This window comes from Paenisporosarcina sp. OV554 (assembly GCF_003058165.1).
Classification (GTDB): domain Bacteria; phylum Bacillota; class Bacilli; order Bacillales_A; family Planococcaceae; genus Paenisporosarcina.
In genome coordinates this window covers 69416-86500 of record NZ_QBUC01000009.1, presented here as the reverse complement: position 1 = coordinate 86500, position 17085 = coordinate 69416, and the positions used below count along the sequence as shown (strand labels likewise).

At 35.8% G+C, this 17085-nt stretch carries 18 protein-coding genes and 1 pseudogene; 2 read left to right on the top strand and 17 right to left on the bottom strand.

All coding sequences use genetic code 11. The features are described from left to right. Positions 1 to 31: 31 nt before the first annotated feature. The 3 genes and pseudogenes from comGB to C8K15_RS09935 form a co-directional block, all read right to left on the bottom strand. Entirely contained in the window at positions 32 to 1096 is a 1065-nt protein-coding gene (comGB, locus tag C8K15_RS09945) for a competence type IV pilus assembly protein ComGB (protein ID WP_108586252.1), read from the bottom strand. Further along, complete coding sequence (comGA, locus tag C8K15_RS09940; protein ID WP_233260430.1) at positions 1065 to 2108, bottom strand: competence type IV pilus ATPase ComGA; 1044 nt, start codon at positions 2106 to 2108, stop codon at positions 1065 to 1067. The genes comGB and comGA overlap by 32 nt, the downstream gene beginning before the upstream one ends. A 184-nt stretch (positions 2109 to 2292) precedes the next feature. Beyond that, positions 2293 to 2626 (bottom strand): annotated as a pseudogene (locus C8K15_RS09935) (Spx/MgsR family RNA polymerase-binding regulatory protein). Positions 2627 to 2907: 281 nt separating this feature from the next. Between C8K15_RS09935 and C8K15_RS09930 the strand changes: the two are divergent. Then, a complete protein-coding gene (locus C8K15_RS09930) occupies positions 2908 to 3150 on the top strand; it encodes a DUF2626 domain-containing protein (RefSeq protein WP_108586250.1) in 243 nt (80 codons plus the stop codon). Between the two features lie 60 nt (positions 3151 to 3210). On the opposite strand, the gene C8K15_RS09925 is transcribed toward C8K15_RS09930, so the two are convergent. Then, entirely contained in the window at positions 3211 to 3849 is a 639-nt protein-coding gene (locus C8K15_RS09925) for an MBL fold metallo-hydrolase (RefSeq protein WP_108586249.1), read from the bottom strand. A gap of 163 nt (positions 3850 to 4012) precedes the next feature. Here C8K15_RS09925 and C8K15_RS09920 point away from each other — a divergent pair, with 163 nt between their 5' ends. Then, positions 4013 to 4192: a DUF2759 domain-containing protein gene (locus C8K15_RS09920; RefSeq protein ID WP_108586248.1), complete on the top strand. Its 180-nt coding sequence runs from the start codon at positions 4013 to 4015 to the stop codon at positions 4190 to 4192. Positions 4193 to 4236: 44 nt separating this feature from the next. Here C8K15_RS09920 and C8K15_RS09915 read toward each other — a convergent pair whose 3' ends face one another. The 13 genes from C8K15_RS09915 to C8K15_RS09855 form a co-directional block, all read right to left on the bottom strand. After that, positions 4237 to 5340 carry a YqgU-like beta propeller domain-containing protein gene (locus C8K15_RS09915; RefSeq protein ID WP_108586247.1) on the bottom strand — a complete coding sequence of 368 codons (1104 nt, stop codon included), beginning with the start codon at positions 5338 to 5340 and terminating at the stop codon, positions 4237 to 4239. A gap of 117 nt (positions 5341 to 5457) precedes the next feature. Beyond that, the gene (locus C8K15_RS09910; RefSeq protein ID WP_108586246.1) at positions 5458 to 7359 is read right to left on the bottom strand and encodes an LTA synthase family protein; all 1902 of its coding nucleotides are present in this window, start codon (positions 7357 to 7359) and stop codon (positions 5458 to 5460) included. Between the two features lie 408 nt (positions 7360 to 7767). Continuing rightward, positions 7768 to 7974 (bottom strand): YqgQ family protein, encoded by a 207-nt coding sequence (locus C8K15_RS09905; protein ID WP_108586245.1) that lies wholly within the window; start codon positions 7972 to 7974, stop codon positions 7768 to 7770. A gap of 4 nt (positions 7975 to 7978) precedes the next feature. Continuing rightward, positions 7979 to 8551, bottom strand: coding sequence for a 5-formyltetrahydrofolate cyclo-ligase (locus C8K15_RS09900; protein ID WP_108586244.1), 573 nt, complete (start codon positions 8549 to 8551; stop codon positions 7979 to 7981). A 54-nt stretch (positions 8552 to 8605) separates the two neighbouring features. Continuing rightward, a complete protein-coding gene (rpmG, locus tag C8K15_RS09895; RefSeq protein WP_017380101.1) occupies positions 8606 to 8755 on the bottom strand; it encodes a 50S ribosomal protein L33 in 150 nt (49 codons plus the stop codon). A 153-nt stretch (positions 8756 to 8908) separates the two neighbouring features. After that, positions 8909 to 9568: a phosphate signaling complex protein PhoU gene (phoU, locus tag C8K15_RS09890; RefSeq protein WP_108586243.1), complete on the bottom strand. Its 660-nt coding sequence runs from the start codon at positions 9566 to 9568 to the stop codon at positions 8909 to 8911. Between the two features lie 21 nt (positions 9569 to 9589). After that, on the bottom strand, positions 9590 to 10420 hold the full coding sequence (gene pstB / locus C8K15_RS09885; protein ID WP_108586242.1) for a phosphate ABC transporter ATP-binding protein PstB: 831 nt from the start codon (positions 10418 to 10420) through the stop codon (positions 9590 to 9592). Positions 10421 to 10447: 27 nt separating this feature from the next. Continuing rightward, the gene (pstA, locus tag C8K15_RS09880) at positions 10448 to 11326 is read right to left on the bottom strand and encodes a phosphate ABC transporter permease PstA (protein WP_108586241.1); all 879 of its coding nucleotides are present in this window, start codon (positions 11324 to 11326) and stop codon (positions 10448 to 10450) included. A gap of 1 nt (position 11327) precedes the next feature. After that, the gene (gene pstC, locus C8K15_RS09875) at positions 11328 to 12233 is read right to left on the bottom strand and encodes a phosphate ABC transporter permease subunit PstC (protein ID WP_108586328.1); all 906 of its coding nucleotides are present in this window, start codon (positions 12231 to 12233) and stop codon (positions 11328 to 11330) included. A 123-nt stretch (positions 12234 to 12356) separates the two neighbouring features. Beyond that, entirely contained in the window at positions 12357 to 13298 is a 942-nt protein-coding gene (locus tag C8K15_RS09870) for a PstS family phosphate ABC transporter substrate-binding protein (RefSeq protein WP_108586240.1), read from the bottom strand. A 149-nt stretch (positions 13299 to 13447) separates the two neighbouring features. Continuing rightward, positions 13448 to 15649, bottom strand: a complete 2202-nt coding sequence (locus C8K15_RS09865) for a peptidoglycan D,D-transpeptidase FtsI family protein (RefSeq protein WP_108586239.1) — start codon at positions 15647 to 15649, stop codon at positions 13448 to 13450. Between the two features lie 197 nt (positions 15650 to 15846). After that, positions 15847 to 16455, bottom strand: coding sequence for a superoxide dismutase (locus tag C8K15_RS09860; RefSeq protein WP_108586238.1), 609 nt, complete (start codon positions 16453 to 16455; stop codon positions 15847 to 15849). Between the two features lie 119 nt (positions 16456 to 16574). Further along, positions 16575 to 17054, bottom strand: a complete 480-nt coding sequence (locus C8K15_RS09855; protein ID WP_108586237.1) for a DUF456 domain-containing protein — start codon at positions 17052 to 17054, stop codon at positions 16575 to 16577. Between the last annotated feature and the right edge of the window lie 31 nt (positions 17055 to 17085).

Sequence of the window (17085 nt, the reverse complement as noted above, 5' to 3'; positions counted from 1 at the left end):
TTCAACTTCCTCCTTTAATTTGAATAGGTTATTAAATAAAATCAATCATTCCATAAACCGGCAATAAAATGGAAAGGTAAGCAGCTAAAATACAAATGGCTAGAATCGCAAATAGTATTGGTTGAACAAAAGATAACCACTTTGTTAAAGAATTTTCAGTTTGCTCATTTAATAAATCACCGTATATTAATAGTTCCTTGGCTAAGTGACCACTACTTTCCCCATGTGAAATATAAGTAGGAAAATCGTCTATAAAACATTCAGATAACTGTACCGCTTTTTTTAAAGATTCACCCAATAATACTGAGGAGTAAATATTCTCTGAAATCACTTTTAAATATGGTTGGAAATTTTGTTCTCTTAGTACATTTAGCGAAAGTTGTAAAGATAATCCACTCACAAGTAGCGTTCCTAATTCTTGTGAAAAACTTTTTGTCCAAAACAATTTCATCCAATTAGACAATAGTGGAATCTTTTGCAACTTGATAACTTGTTGCTCAAATGAATAGCGTCGAATATTCCAGCGGAAAGCAACAGCTACGAAAATGAAAAATAAACATATGCTTAATAAAACATCTGGTAAATGAAGTAAAACACTCGTTACACTCATGGAGTCGGTAGAAGAAATCCCTTGCCTAGATGAAGCAAGTAACTTCATATTAGGTAAGAAATAGGTACGAAAAGCAACAAACAGACCAGCAAGCATCGTAAATAGAAATAATGGATACATCAAAACTTTTTTTAAACTAGCTTTTGCTCGTTCCACCATGGCGACATGTGAATGAAGGACAAGTAGTGCTTGATGCAACTTCCCATGTGCTTCAGCCATTTGAATGGACAATAAATAACTTCTTGGAATGCCTAAAGACTGCAAAACGGAAGTCACTCCATCCCCATTCTTCATTTGTATTGACAGATTGTCCTGTGCATCGGCACTCCTTTTCACGTGATGAGGCAGCAACATAATGAGTGATGCATAAAAGGTATATCCTTCCTGTATCAAGGATGAAAGTCGCTTCAAAAACTGTGCTTGTTTTTTCTTAGGTATTTGATAATCCTTATGATCAATACGTGGTTGGAGATACTTGAATAGCACCCATCTCAACCCCTCTTTCATATTGATTGTAAAGTGTAGATTCAATCGGCATATTAAACGTTGTACCTGCTTTAATCGCTTCAAATGCTTCTTCAAGTGTGTTTCCGTATAAAATTTCGTATAAAGATGATCGATTTGGACTGAGTCGATCTTCTTCTCGATCAAAAGACGTGATGACTAATTGTTGACTCGTTATTCCAAGAATGGCTTGTTTTAAATCATCTATCGGAATCCCCAAGTCCATTAATCGGTATAAACACCCTACTGGATTTTTAGCATGCACAGTTGTAATTACTAAATGTCCTGTTAAAGAAGCTTGAACTGCTGCTTGCGCAGTTTCTAAATCACGAATTTCACCAATCATTATGACATCTGGAGAATGACGTAAAATAGCTTTTAGGCCTGATGCATACGTTATCCCTGAACGTTCATTCACTTGAATTTGAAGTAAATGAGATTGGCTGTTTTCTACTGGATCTTCTAATGAAATAACATGTCGATTTAATTGATGCGCACTGTAACTCGTCAAGGAATACATAGTGGTTGTCTTACCGCAACCAGTGGGTCCAGTTATACATAAAAGTCCTTGTCGAGCCATCATTAAATCATGTAGGACCTGAGCAGTTTCTTTGTTAAACGATAGCTCGTGTAACGGTTTGGAATCGTCATGTAACTGAACTCTAATCACAAGACTTTCTTTATTTTGGACAGAAGGTAACGTAGAAACTCTTAATGAACATGTTTGAGAATTGAAAGATTGTTGAAATGAACCGCTTTGAGGTTTTCGTTTTTCACTTATATCGAGAGAGGATAAAAATTTGAAGTATGAAATCATGCGATCCCCGATGTCCAGGTGAAGCTTACCTGCAGGGATAAGTTTAGTGTGTAGTCGAAAATAAATAGAGTAAAATTCTAAAGATGGAATTAAATGAATATCTGAGGCACGGGCCAAGACCGCTCGATTTATTAGCTCATCACTTTTTTGTTCAATGACATTCAATAAATCGTTCATGAAAATTACCATTCACCCTTTACAGGTCAGGACCGCTCTTAACCTGTAACGAATACTATAAACTTAGATTTTGTATTTGTGAATATTTTCTCTCAAAATTAAAATTTCCCACCATTTTCTGCAGGAAATTTCAATTTTGCTCCCTAAATTGCAGGGAATAATTTTCTTTTGCGGCAAAAGGAACTCAGAATTCTGGTTGGTATCCCACAACTATCTGCTTTCCATCGGTTAATATTGGTCGTCTCAATAATTTGGGATTTCCAACAATTAATTCGACTACTTTTGATAATGGCAAATCGTCAATCTCTAAATTCAAATCTTTAAATGATTGGCTACGTTGCTAATATTTCATCTAGTCCTTCTGATGTTAATGTTAATAATAATTTTAGTTCTTCTACAGTGGGTGTTTGACGGAATAGATGTCTTTCTTCAAAAATGACTTGATTATCTATTAACCATTTTTTAGTTTTACGACAAGATGTACAAGAGGGATACGTATAAAACTCTACTTTAGACATTTAAACTCCTCCGATTCTCATTGCGTTTAATTATACACATTGCACAATATTTGTATAATATTTGTCGCCTATCGTGAAAAATCTTTTTAAATAGCACTATTCCTCCCGTTTTCGGGTTAAACTTAAAGGAACAATAAATTTTTTTCTTATATTTGGACTAGAATTAAGAACTTCCACTGTTCTGTCACATTCTAAAGACATTCTAGAGTTTACATCTAGGAACCGAATCATCTATAATGAGGTAGAGATTATTGTATAGTTGTAAAAGGAGGGGACTACTCATGAACAATATGTATAAAGTGATGGGTTTCTGGACAGGCATTTTCGCAGTTATGTTTTATTTAGGTGATATGTATTCGGCATCATTATTATTTCTTGCAAACACAGGCTTATTTATTCTTTTAGGTTTCTTAAACCTTTCAGAGCGTATGTACATTTACATCTTCGGAGCATATTTAACGGTGTTTTTTGCTGGCTTCACTTACTATACGACATTTATCCAAGTACCTGGTGCAGGACACTAAAAACAATTATGAAAATAAAAAGACAGTCAATTTTACTATTGACTGTCTTTTTATATGGACTTATAAACCGTTTAGAAATGGATTGCGATCCATCTCCTCTTCTGGTGTTGTGGGTTCACCGTGACCAGGATAACAGATTGTGTGCTCCGGCAATGTAAGAAGCTTATTGTGAATGGATTGAATTAACTCTTTATGGTTACCATAAGGTAAATCTGTTCTGCCAATACTGCCTTTAAACAAAGTATCCCCAACTATCGCAAACCCATCTTCTTCAAACCAGTAGGAAATGCTCCCTGGAGAATGACCCGGTGTATGGAACATGGTACAAGTAAACGGTCCAATTTCTAACTGACCTTCTTTTTCGATCAGTACATCTGCAGCTTTACCTTCAATTAAAGGTAACTCTCGGTATCGAGCTGAACCATTTTTTGTTGAATCTGTTAACCAATTTTTTTCTGCTTGATGGATATATACAGGAACTTTAAATAATTCTCTGATGATATCAACGGCACCAATATGGTCAAAATGAGCATGTGTTAATAGTATGGCTAATGGTTTCAATTTTAATTTACGAATTTCTTTAGCTAATGCTTCCCCTTGTTCACCTGGATCGATAATCAAACATTGTTTATCTTTATTTGATATCACATAACAATTTGTTTGTAATGGTCCTAAAGGAAACGTACGTATATTCAACATGTGCTTCACCTCTAGTTTATTGTAGCAGAAAGTCAGGTGGCATACATCTCCGTTCATATATCCGACACTTTTTAATCCTCGACAAACCCCTAATATAAATTTATAATAAGGTAGAAAACTTGTATTCGATATCCCATTCAAGATATCAAAAGGAGTGTCTTTCATGAACTTATTAATGGTTATTTTTGGCCTTGTTGCAATTTTAGCAGCAATTGGTACTTATCAAGCTTTTAAAGAGAAAAACCTTTTAAGCATACTCTTTAATTTTGGTACTTTTGCTGTTTTCGGATTCTTCACAGTCATGACAATTGTGGAGCATGGCTATCCACCAAGCTTACACTAGTATTTAAAAAAGCTAATGTTCAAACTGAACATTAGCTTTTTTATTTATTCTTTTATTTCAATCCAAGGTTTCACTTCGCCACTCTCTACAATTAACATTTCCTCTAATTGCACACCTATCAAACAATGTGCTCCTGAAGGAGAACATGCAAATGCTCCGTATGGTCCTTCCCAAATTGATTGTTTAACAGTAGATTCTAAAGTAAGTTGAACGAGTTCATAATCAGTTGGGATCGAATCCATTAGTCCTGATTCTGTAGCTTGATATGTAATCATTCTTCCGTCAGCAAGCCATTCCACTTCTGGAACAAACCACTGTGAATAATTACTAACAGCCGGTACTTCATACATAGCATTCTTTCCATCCTTATTGTCGGTTAATGTATATAAAAAATTTTGCTGATTTTCAGAAATTCGAACAACCAAACTTATCTCTTTAAAAGATTCCATATATATTATGTTGGAGTCTTTAGAGTCTTCGAAAGTCTTTGTATGAATATTCATGTCACGCAATGCCCCCCCGCTTAAAGCATCATTTGGTGGCCAATTAATCGTTTGTATTGTTGAATCATGTCCCCATTTCCCGAAAGGATCCCTCGTTTCAATTCGGCTTACCTCTTTTTTTTCACTTGAATAAACAAATGAATCAAACTTCCAATCTTCGTAAAAAGCACTGAAAAACAATTGTTCGTTATGATTTGAATCCCAATCCCAATACATTTCTGATGATTCTATCATTAACTCGTCAATTTCTTCACCTATACCAGAAAATATATGTATGGTGGCACTTAATGAATTTTTTGAAGTAACAACAGCAAATCTAGTAAGATCAGGATGAATTCTAACTTCTATTATCGGATCTGAGATTTTAATGATTTCTTTACTTACACCAGTTTCTATATGATACGTAAGGAGAGAAAAATCCAAACCATGACGTGTTACATAAAGAATTTCTTCATTCGTCAACCATCCCACCACTCGCTCAAAGCTTTCATTTTGAATTGATAAACGTCTACCTTCTTCTGATTCTATCTGGTCTGGTTTCACAGTCTGAGCTTCTTTTGGTGGTTTAGATATTTCAGAGGTCATCGGTTGACAACCTGAAATGAAAATGAATATTATCAATAAGGCTGTAAACCCACGTGTCATTCCGATCCCCTTCTTTCTATACTTAGTAGTACGTTTAATTCACCATTGTGTTTCATAAAAACAAAAAAATCGTCTAAAAGTGAATGAACACTTTTAGACGATTAGTTTTCATGACAATTACTTTTTATCTTTGGCTTGATCAATTAAGAGATTTCCTGTTTTTTCATCATAAAAACGAAGTAAATCTCCATTTATGATTTTATCAGAATACCCCAGTTCTTCAGCTGCACGTTCAATATAAGGAGCACATGCTGCGGCTTCTGTTTCTTCACCAGTTTCCTTGTCATAACAAACATTTCCTGCGTAAACCACTTTATCGGTTACAAAACGTCCATCACGGAAAATGACAAACTCTTCATGATCTTTAGAGAAAACATCAGCACCTAATTGCATATCCTTACTTGTCTCAACACCAAGTAAATGTAGTAACGTTGGACGAATATCAATTTGTCCAGATACTTCTTCCACTACTTCACCTTGATCTGAACCAGGCATATGAATAAACAATGGTACACGTTGTAATTGAGCACTTTCAAACGGCGTAATTTCTTTTCCTAAATACTGCGACATTGCTTCATTATGATTTTCTGAAATACCATAATGATCACCATACATCACAATAATAGAATCTTCATATAACCCTTTTGCTTTTAATTCATCAAACAAAATTTTAACTGATTCATCCATGTAACGAGCCGTTTGGAAGTAACGATTCAATGTACCAGAATTTGAATCATATTCAGAAATAAATTGATCTTCTTTTTCCAAATGGAATGGATAGTGATTTGTTAAAGTAATTAAACGAGAATAGAATGGTTGTTGCATTTCTGTCATGTGATTAACTGATTGTTTAAAGAATGGTATATCTTTTAATCCCCAGTTAACTGCATCGCCTTCTGCAACTTCATAACTATCTACGTCATAAAATTTATCTACATCTAACGCATCATACATAATGTCACGGTTCCAGAAACTCTTGTTATTTGAGTGCATAACATTTGTAAAATAACCTTTTTCATTTAACTTTTCAGACATTGAATTGTAAGTGTTTCCGCTGTTTGTGAAGAACACAGCTCCTCCACCTAAAGGATATAATCCGTTTTCCACAATAAACTCAGAGTCAGAAGTTTTACCTAGACCTGTTTGATGGTAGAGATTAGGGAAATAGTAGGTATCTTTATCTTTAGTTAAGCTATTCAAGAATGGTGTAACCACTTGGCCGTTCATTTCCTCATTTACTACAAACGTTTGAAGTGACTCTAAAGAAACGACTATCACATTTTTACCTTCTGCAGTTCCAAACACTTCATAATTTGGTTCTGCTTGGTTTGAACGAACATAGTTATTAACTTCAACTAATTCACTGCCATCAGCTAATGCGCGTTGTGCATGTGATTTAGATTGAATGTAAATATCGTAAATATGATAGTTATATGTTCCGATATTTTTCACTAGTAATTCACGATCAAAGCTGCGTGTAAGAAGCTGTGGACGTTCCGTTTCAGCAAGTCCTAAATTTAAGAACAGAACAGCTGCAGAAATCACAAAATACGCTCGACGAATTGCTGGTTTAACAATTGTCGCCTCTTTTGCGTTTGGCAACCATTTGATAGCTGCAAATAATAAAAGAACATCAATAAAGTAAAACACGTCTGACACGTAAATAGTTTCTGCTGCCGAAGCACCTAAATCACTAAAGTTGCTCGTTTGGAACAACACAGGCAATGTAATGAAATCACTAAAGAAGCGATAAAATGCAACGTTTGCATATAAAATTATGGCTAATATTGAACTCGTAATTAATAAATATCGATTTCTAGCTTTAGCGGATTTGAAGAATAATGAAATACCATATACAGCAAGCAAAAAGCTTAATGGGTTAATAAACAAGATAAACTGTTGCATGACATTTTCAATTTTCATATCAAAACTCGTATGGTATACCACATATGTTTTAATCCATGTTAGCAAAATGGCTACCGCCAAAATCGAATGTTTAGGGTAATTTGTTTTCTTCATTCCTAACATCCTCCTCATCACTTTCAAACTCCGAATTTTTCTCCGCAAAAAGCAATCATACAATCTCTGATGTCACAGAGTCAAACGACAGCTTTCTGTCTGAATGTTACCTTCTATAATAAAGCAATGCTAAACACCTTATTGGCTTGAGCAACATTTTATTCAGCGAAAGAAAGAAACATTAGTATATCTTAATCCTTTTTTAACAATGACGCAACTTTAGCTTAATAAATTCCAAGTATAATTGAATACTGTTGCCTCTTCATTACTCACCCCATATAAGACGAGTGAAAACAATATAAGTTTCACTTTTTCAAAAAAAAATTAATAGAGACTTCTTCCACTATTTGAAATTCCAAATAAAAAACAACCTAAACCTCCTTTCGGCTTAGGTTACCACGGGAAAATTTATTTTATTTTTTTATCAATTAAACGTGACATTTCCTGCCTTAGTAAAAGAATAGCCATTTGATAATCTTGTATATCCATTATCTGTGATTTATAGAGCTCCCTTATTTCATCTTCCATTAACAGGATATCTGCCTGGCGTTCCGTTGTATAAATGTATGTTCCATTTCTTTTTAAATATTGCATGACATCATATAGCGATTTCATCTATTCACTCCACTTTCGAACTCCGGATTCGTTGCGTCTCGGTTATAATGCATTGTACTGGTAAATCAAATCGCTCAATCGGTATTTCATTCACGATTTGGCTATCAAATGCAAGCGCGAACGTGGCTCCATTATAGCCACTTAAAAACCGGTCATAATAACCTCCACCATAGCCTATTCGATATCCTTGCTTATTAAAGACTACACCAGGCACAATCAACACGTCAATTTGAGTCGGCTCTAACCTTTTTGTCAAAGAAGGAATGGGTTCTTTTAATTTCATATATACCACTTCAAGTTGATCAAAAGAGTTAATTTCATAAAAAGTCATTCCTCGTGTCGCAGGTTCGCACTTAGGAACGGCAACTTGCTTTCCCATTGCCCAAAGTTTCTTAATTAAGTGCCATGTATCAACTTCGGGAAAGGATGATAACGTAATGCCTATCACTTGAGCATTCTGTATTTTCTCTTCAACTAATACTTTCTTATGTATATGATTAGAAAACCCATTGTGCACATTTACATCTAAATTATTTAACTTGTGTAATATGCTTTTCCGTAACGTGGACTTATCCATTTCAATTCCTCCATGAAAAAAACCAAAACCTCGTAAGGTTTTGGTTAAATGGTATTATTTTGTTTCACGGTGTGTAGTCATTTTCTTTTCACGTGAGCAATATTTTTTCATTTCAAGACGTTCCGGGTTGTTACGCTTGTTTTTCTTAGAAATGTAGTTGCGCTCGCCGCAATCTGTGCAAGCTAGTGTGATGTTAACGCGCATCTTTATCCCTCCCACTTTATCAGGATTCAAGTTTAATTATTGAGCATAATTTATACGACTAACTTATTATAGCATAAGCCATAGAAAAATCTACTATTAAGTTGCAAATATTTATCTACATAGAAAGAGATATATTTCTCTTCCAAATAAAATCTACTTATTTAATTCGGCATGACGCCCTTTAACCAAATAAAATAATTGTTCCGCAATATTTGTTGCATGGTCAGCAGATCGTTCTAAATATCTACAGACAAAAGATAATTGTGTTACTTGGCTTAATAATTTCGGGTTTTCAGATCCTACTAATAAAAGCTGTTGAATGGTTTGACCATACAAATTATCCACTTTATCATCTAGTTCTGCAATTTTACGTGCCTCTTCAATGTTTTCATCAATAAAGGCCTTCATCACATCAGTTAACATACCGATAGTTATTGTACGCATTTCTTCAATATTTTTTATTGTTGGAACAAACTCTGCTTTTCCAATACGAATGGCCTCTTTTGCAATGTTTACTGCATAGTCGCCAACTCGTTCCATATCATGTGCTGCTTTAATTAAAACGATTAACCTTCTTAAATCAGTAGCAACCGGTTGTTGTTTCGCTAATAATAATATGACACGATCGTTAATTTCTTCTTCCAACCGATTAATATGAATGTCGTTTTCAATAATTGATAATGCAATGTCCACGTCTTGATTTAACAACGCATCAATCGATTTATTCAATGTAGAAATTGATAAATTACTAAGCAATAAAAATTGTTCATGAACACCATTAAGCTCCAGTTCAAATTTTTCTCTAACTACCATCTTTGTTTACCCCCTTCTTTATCAACCAAAGCGTCCTGAAATGTAATCTTCTGTTCGTTTGTCAGAAGGTGTAGAAAAAATGGTATCCGTTTTATCATATTCCACAACTTCTCCATTTAAGAAGAATGCCGTTCGATCAGAAATACGTGCTGCTTGTTGCATATTATGAGTCACAATGATGATTGAGTAATTTTGTTTTAGCTCTTGAACTAATTCCTCAACTTTTAGTGTCGAAATAGGATCAAGTGCAGATGTAGGTTCGTCCATTAATATAACGTCAGGCTCGATTGCAAGTGCACGTGCAATACAAATACGTTGTTGCTGTCCACCTGACAGACTGTAGGCATTCTCATTTAAACGATCTTTAACTTCATCCCAGATAGCTGCTCCACGTAAGCTTTGTTCAACAATTCCATCTAATATCTTCTTGTTTTTAATCCCATGAATACGGGGACCATAAGCAATATTGTCGTAAATTGATTTTGGGAATGGATTTGGTTTTTGGAAAACCATGCCCACTTTCGTACGCAATTCTTCTACACCATAACTTGCATCTAAAATATTGCGATCACGATATATAATTTGTCCCGATGTTTTGACAGATGGTACTAACTCCACCATCCGATTTAAGGTTTTAATATATGTCGATTTCCCACAACCCGAAGGTCCAATAATTGCGGTCACTTCATTTTCTTTAATAGCTAAATCAATATTCTTTAACGCATGGTGGTTGCCATACCATAAATTTAATTGACGTGTATCATACACAATCTTGTTTTCAGTTGACTCTTGATTGCTTTTAAACGGTGCTAATGGAGATGCTGTTTGTTTGTTTACTTTCAGTTGAACCATTTTGAAACCCTCCCATGCCACATTGGCTTAATAACGTCTTTGGAACTTATTTCGAATGAACACTGCAATTGAATTCATCAACAACAAGAACATCATCAAAACGATGATTCCAGCTGCTGCTACACTCTGAAACGCTTCCTGTGGCCGTTTTGCCCAGTCAAAAATCTGCATTGGCATGGCAGTAAATTGACTAAGTAAATTTTCCGGTAAAAATTGTATAATAACTGGAATTCCAATTACAACAAGTGGTGCTGTTTCTCCTATTGCTCGAGAAAGGGCTAAAATTCCGCCTGTTAAAATCCCAGGTATTGCTGAAGGCAATACGACTCTTGCAATAGTCTGCCACTTGGTAGCACCCATCCCATAAGATGCTTCACGTAAATCTTTAGGGACAGCGCGAATTGCTTCTTGAGAAGAAACGATGATAACGGGCAATATTAACAAACTCATTGTAAATCCTGCCGCTAAAATACTATTACCTAGTGCTAGTGCTCTTACAAAAATCGTTAAACCGAGTAAACCAAACACAACTGAAGGAACACCGGCTAAATTAGAGATATTCATACGAATGAAATCATTAATTTTACCTTTCTTGGCATATTCCTCAAGATAAATTGCAGATCCTACACCTAATATTAATGAGACTGGTGCCACAACGGCCATCATCCATAGCGACCCAATAAGGGCGGCCTTAATCCCTGCTTTTTCAGGGAAACGTGATCCGAAATTTGAAAAGAAGTCGAGCGATAAGTAACCGATACCTTGGATGAAAATTCGATAAAACAACAAACCTAAAGCTAATAATGCAAATAATGTAGCCAAGAAGAATAACGCTTTAAAGATTTTATTTACAATCATTCTACTGCCCATTCGTTTGACAACAGATGCATGATCGACATATTTCATTTTAATATTCCTCCCTAAAACGTTTTGAAATCACATGAGCTAATAAGTTCATGAGAAGCGTAAAGAGGAATAACGTAAATCCGACCGAATAAATCGAATAATAGATAGTTGTGCCGTAACCAGCATCTCCTGTTGAAACTTGAACAATATAAGCAGTCATGGTTTGAATTGAATCCGTCATATCTAAATCAAATCGAGGCGTGGAACCACCTGCGAGTGACACAATCATTGTCTCTCCAATTGCACGTGAAACCGCAAGAACGATTGAAGCCATAATCCCAGATAATGCTGCTGGTAACACAACTTTAACGGCCACTTCCAGTTTGGTTGCACCTAAGGCTAGTGCACCATCCCGAATTGAATTTGGAACCGATGACATCGCATCTTCTGACAAGGAAGCAATCATGGGTAATATCATAATCCCTACCACTATACCCGGGCTTAATGCATTAAAAATCTTTAACTCCGGAATAAATTGTTGTAATAATGGTGTCACAAATGTTAATGCAAAAAAACCGTAAACTATTGTAGGTACACCCGCTAATACTTCGAGAACAGGTTTAATGACACGTCGCATATTATCACTTGCATATTCACTTAAGTAAACTGCTGATGCTAATCCAAATGGTACCGCAACCACGACTGCAATCAACGTTACTTTAAATGTACCCGCAATTAAAGGCAATATGCCAAAGAGCGGTTCATTATTTGAAAATGGTAACCACTCTGTACCGAGTAAAAAATCAAAAAACGGTACACGCTGGAAAAACTCAAATGTTTCAAAAATTAATGTAAAAACAATCCCGAAAGTTGTTAATACTGATATGGACGCAATAATGAAAAGAATGACTGGAATTGATTTTTCAATTCGCTTTTTGCCCTTCTTTCCTTTCTGCTTCGCAATCATGTCTTGAACGGACACGTTTGCTTGATGGTCATTTGAAGCCAAGTGAAATCCCCCTTTACCTAAAAAGAGAAGAGAGTAGCACCGCTGCTACTCACCTCTCAAGCCGCATTTAATTTGGTTAATTTATTTCAAACCTTCTAATGCGTCAAGATCTTCTGTATATTTTTCTTCCGGCAAGCTTACATAGCCAACTGCTTCAGCCATTTCACCAGCATTCTCAAGTGAATATTTCATGAAGTCATAAACCGCTTCATTTTCATTGACTGAAGAATTTTTCACGTATACGAATAGTGAACGTGATAGTGGTGTATATTCACCAGATTCGATCGTTTCGTTTGTTGGTTCTACACCATCAATTTTGACATCATTTAATGAATCTTTATTAGCTAAATAGTATGCATAACCGAAATATCCGATTGCGTTTTTGTCGCCTTGTACACCTTGTACTAATACGTTGTCATCTTCAGAGAGAGTCGCAGATTTCACGATATCTTCATCTTCAAGAACGACTTCATTAAAGTAGTCAAAAGTACCTGAATCTGTACCTGGTGAGTAGAATACAACTTCTTCATCCGGCCATTCCGGATTAATATCAGACCATTTTTTTGTTGTACCATCTTCTACCCATAATTTCTTAAGATCTTCTATAGTTAAATCCTTTGCCCAATCGTTTTCAGAGTTCACAACAATTGTAAGTCCGTCTTTAGCAATTTCTAATTCGGTATAATCAATGCCTTCTTCTTTTAGTTTAGAGGCTTCTTCATCTTTAATTGGACGGGAGGCATTCGAGAAATCAGTTTCACCCGCGATAAATTTTTCAAAACCACCACCGGTTCCAGATGCTCCGGCTGTCACTTTTACATCTGGTTGAACTTGTTGGTATTCTTCAACTAATGCTTCCGTAATAGGAGCAACTGTAGATGAACCATCACCTGATACTGAGCCAGATAAAGTTTTTGTAGCTTCTTCGTTTCCATTACCTGCTTTATCTCCATTACCACAAGCACCTAATACTAGTGCTGAGCCTATCATGGTTGACAACATAAAGAATTTAACTTTTTTCATCTGTGTAGTTCCCCCTAAGGTTGGTTGTTTTTGCCTTACAAACATTACTATATAGCTTTATTGTTAAGTCCATATAAACGGCATGTAAAGAGATTGTAAATACAGAAAAGCCATGATATGTATTTATATCATGGCTTGTTATTGAAAAATTATTCATTTGTCGCTTCTTCTGTATCTTCTTCAATCAACGTTTCCGAAAACGCTGGTTTAATCGTTTGTAAAGTTGAAGACTCTGATTCTTCTGCTTTTTTCTTGTTTTTGATTTCATAGTAAGCATCGACTACTTCACGAGCAAGTATTGTACCAGTGCTTTCATATTGACCATTATAAAATGGTGCCCATGGCATGATTACAGCATAAGCAATTTCTGGTTTATCAAATGGAGCAAAGCCAATATGTGTGGAGTTGATTGTTTGATCTCCCCAGTTTTCTTTTTTCGTATCATAATAAACCACTTGGGCTGTTCCAGTTTTTCCGGCTGCTTGATAAGGTGCATCACCAAAATACGATCTTGCTGACCCATTACTACCGTAATAAACGCGAGACATTCCTTTTTTAATTTGATCTATTTGTTCTTGTGTATTATGGATTCGATTTAATACAGTCGGCCCAATTTCAGTAACTAAGGGACCCATTGTTGTTCCATCTGTGGAAGGCTCTCTAATTTCTTTCACCACGTGTGGCTGAATTCGACTCCCACCATTTGCGATGGTTGCTACATATTGCGCCATTTGAAGTGGTGTATAAGTATCAAATTGTCCTATCGTTAAATCCAATAGTTTTTCAGTTGCCATTCCACCATTAATCCCTGAGGTTTCACCTGGTAAATCGATTCCTGTTGGCACTCCTAATCCAAATTGTGCATATGAATTACGTAATATTCCAAAAGCATCATCATCTAAGTCTATTGACTCGTCGAATTTATATACTGCATTGGCTAATCTGAAACCAATTTTAAACATATATACGTTGGAAGATCGTTCAATCGCTTCTAAGTCACTCAATAGAATCTTGGAAGAGCGGTTAAAAACCGAACTTTTAACTTTAGATCCTTTGATTTTTATCGGTTCATCAATCATTCTTTCATTTAATTGAATTACGCCTTGATCATAACCTGTCAAAACTGTTGCTGGTTTAATGGTAGATCCTATTTCGTAGGCAGAAGTAAAAGTTCCATAAGCATAGTCTTGAACAATTCGTTTATTAGTCTCTTTATCTATCGCTAATTTTTTCCCTACCATAGAAACAATTTCACCTGAATTTGGATCCATTATAACTACAAATGCACGATCTAATAAATGTGAACCGTTCTTTTGTTTCATTGCAAGAAGTTTTGCTTCGACTAGACTTTCAATTTTGGCATTAATCTCGCTGTCAATTGTTAACACCAAATCTTTACCTGGCTGACCTTCAAAGACTGTTTCAGTCTCTGTCACCGTACCTTTGCCATCGGTAATATTCTTAACTACACTTTTTTGACCTTGAAGTACTTCTTCATATTGCAGTTCAAGATAACTTCTTCCCACACGATCATTTCGAGTGTAGTCACGAGACATATAGTAGTCAAGACTAGATTTTGGTATGCCTTCTTTTGGTGAAGTGGTTCTCCCTAATATTGAGAGTGTAGACTTAGGTACTCGAACCCAGTCTGTCGTAGTGTTAACGCCTTTCATTTCAGTTAAACGTTCAGAAACACGAGCAAATTCTTCAGGTGTTACTTCATTACTTTTAATGATTTGAGGCGATAAGGCATAACCAGAAGACATTTCTCGATAAATCGCAAGTACTTCCAGATCTTCATCTGTAAGGCTTGCAAGATCTTGTTCTGTTATTCTTTCTCTTACTAATTTATCAATCTGTTGTTGCATATCTGTTGTCGTAAGTGTTTCATCAGACAACATTTTAGCTTCTTCTTTTTTTGTTACTCTCTCATAAGCTTTGTCTCTATTTAACATAATCCAATAATCCTGCTTGTCTCGCAAGGTTACGTCATCTGTTTCCTTTTTAATGATTGACGCTAACATTTCTGCGATTTTCAGCATTTCTTCTTGAGTGGTCGTTTGTAACTTCGTATAAGTTATCGCATTTTGAGGTTCATTATCTACCAAAATCCGACCTTCACTATCATAAATACGTCCTCTTGGAACACTTGTATTTATTGGTACTTCTTCCGTTCTTTCCAATTCACGAACAAATTCTTCCCCCTGAACAATCTGTAAAAACCCGAGGCGAAAAATGAGGATTGAGAATAACAAAAAAATGGAGAAAAAGAGGATATTCATACGAAAAGTGATGTTTGCGCGCTGTTTAGCTTTAGCACTCGCAGCTCTTTTTTTAGATATTTTGCGCATGGCAACAGTCCTCCTTCTAGCTTTCTATCTGTAAAGTATTATATCATTTCGCACAAAAAAAACACACACTCAATTAACGAAATGAGTGTGTGATTTGTTTCGTCATGTAAATGATTTGTCTACCTTCAAACGCCAGATCGATCCTCCGCTTCAGAAACTCGGAATCGAGCTAGAGTGGCGCTTTAAGCTTTTCTTCATTATTTTGCAGTTTCGAAACGTTTTGTAACTGCATCCCAGTTTACTACATTCCAGAAAGCAGCGATGTAGTCAGGACGACGGTTTTGATAGTTTAAATAATAAGCATGCTCCCAAACGTCTAAACCAAGTAAAGGAGTGTTACCTTCCATAATTGGTGAGTCTTGATTTGGAGTTGAAGTTAATTCTAATTCACCATTTTTAAGTGATAACCAAGCCCAGCCTGATCCAAAGCGTGTTGTTGCAGCTTTAGCAAACTCTTCTTTGAAAGCATCAAAGCTTCCAAATTTAGCATCAATTGCTTCAGCTAATGCACCTGAAGGATTTCCGCCACCATTTGCAGATAATAATTCCCAGAATAATGAATGGTTGGCATGACCGCCACCGTTGTTGCGAACTGCTGGACGAGCAGATTCTGGAACTGCGTCTAAGTTTGCAATTAACTCTTCAACTGATTTACTTAAAAGATCGTCATAACCTGCAAGTGCGTTATTCAAGTTCGTTACATAAGCATTGTGATGTTTTGTGTGATGGATGTTCATTGTTTCTTTGTCAATGTGTGGTTCTAGTGCGTCATACGCGTATGGTAATTGTGGTAATTCATAAGCCATGTGTCATTTCCTCCTAAAGGATCTTATTATTAGATTTACAATTAATAGCGTAACAAACTTAGTTCTTTCATTCAAATATTAACAACGCAATTTTATGAATTCAGTCTTTTGCCCGAAAGCTAGACTACTAGTACGAAAATCACAATCATGACAATTTGAACAATTCCTTTTGTAAGGACTGAAGTTAAAAAGCCGATTACTGAGCCAACACCCGTTTTAAATGCTTGTTTAATCGATGTTCGTTCAAATATTAATTCAGCAAGAATGGCACCTAAAAACGGCCCAAGAATGATACCTGCAAAAGGTAATACAATAGGACCTATTAACAAGCCAATTGTACTTCCCCAAATCCCCGCTTTACTCCCACCGTATTTTTTTACACCAAAGGCATTTGCCATCATATCCGCACCAAACAGTAAGACGACAAATAAAACTTCAATTAACCAGAACCACCAAGGCAGTTCTGCAAAAGAGAAAAACACTCCGTATAACAAGAAGCCCCCTAATATAAAGATAACGGACGGAATGATTGGGTAGACGAGTCCGATGAATCCAATGATAAAGCACACCACAATTAAACTCCAACCAATAATTTCCATGGTACACCTCCAAAAAAAAATCTCCTCTTTA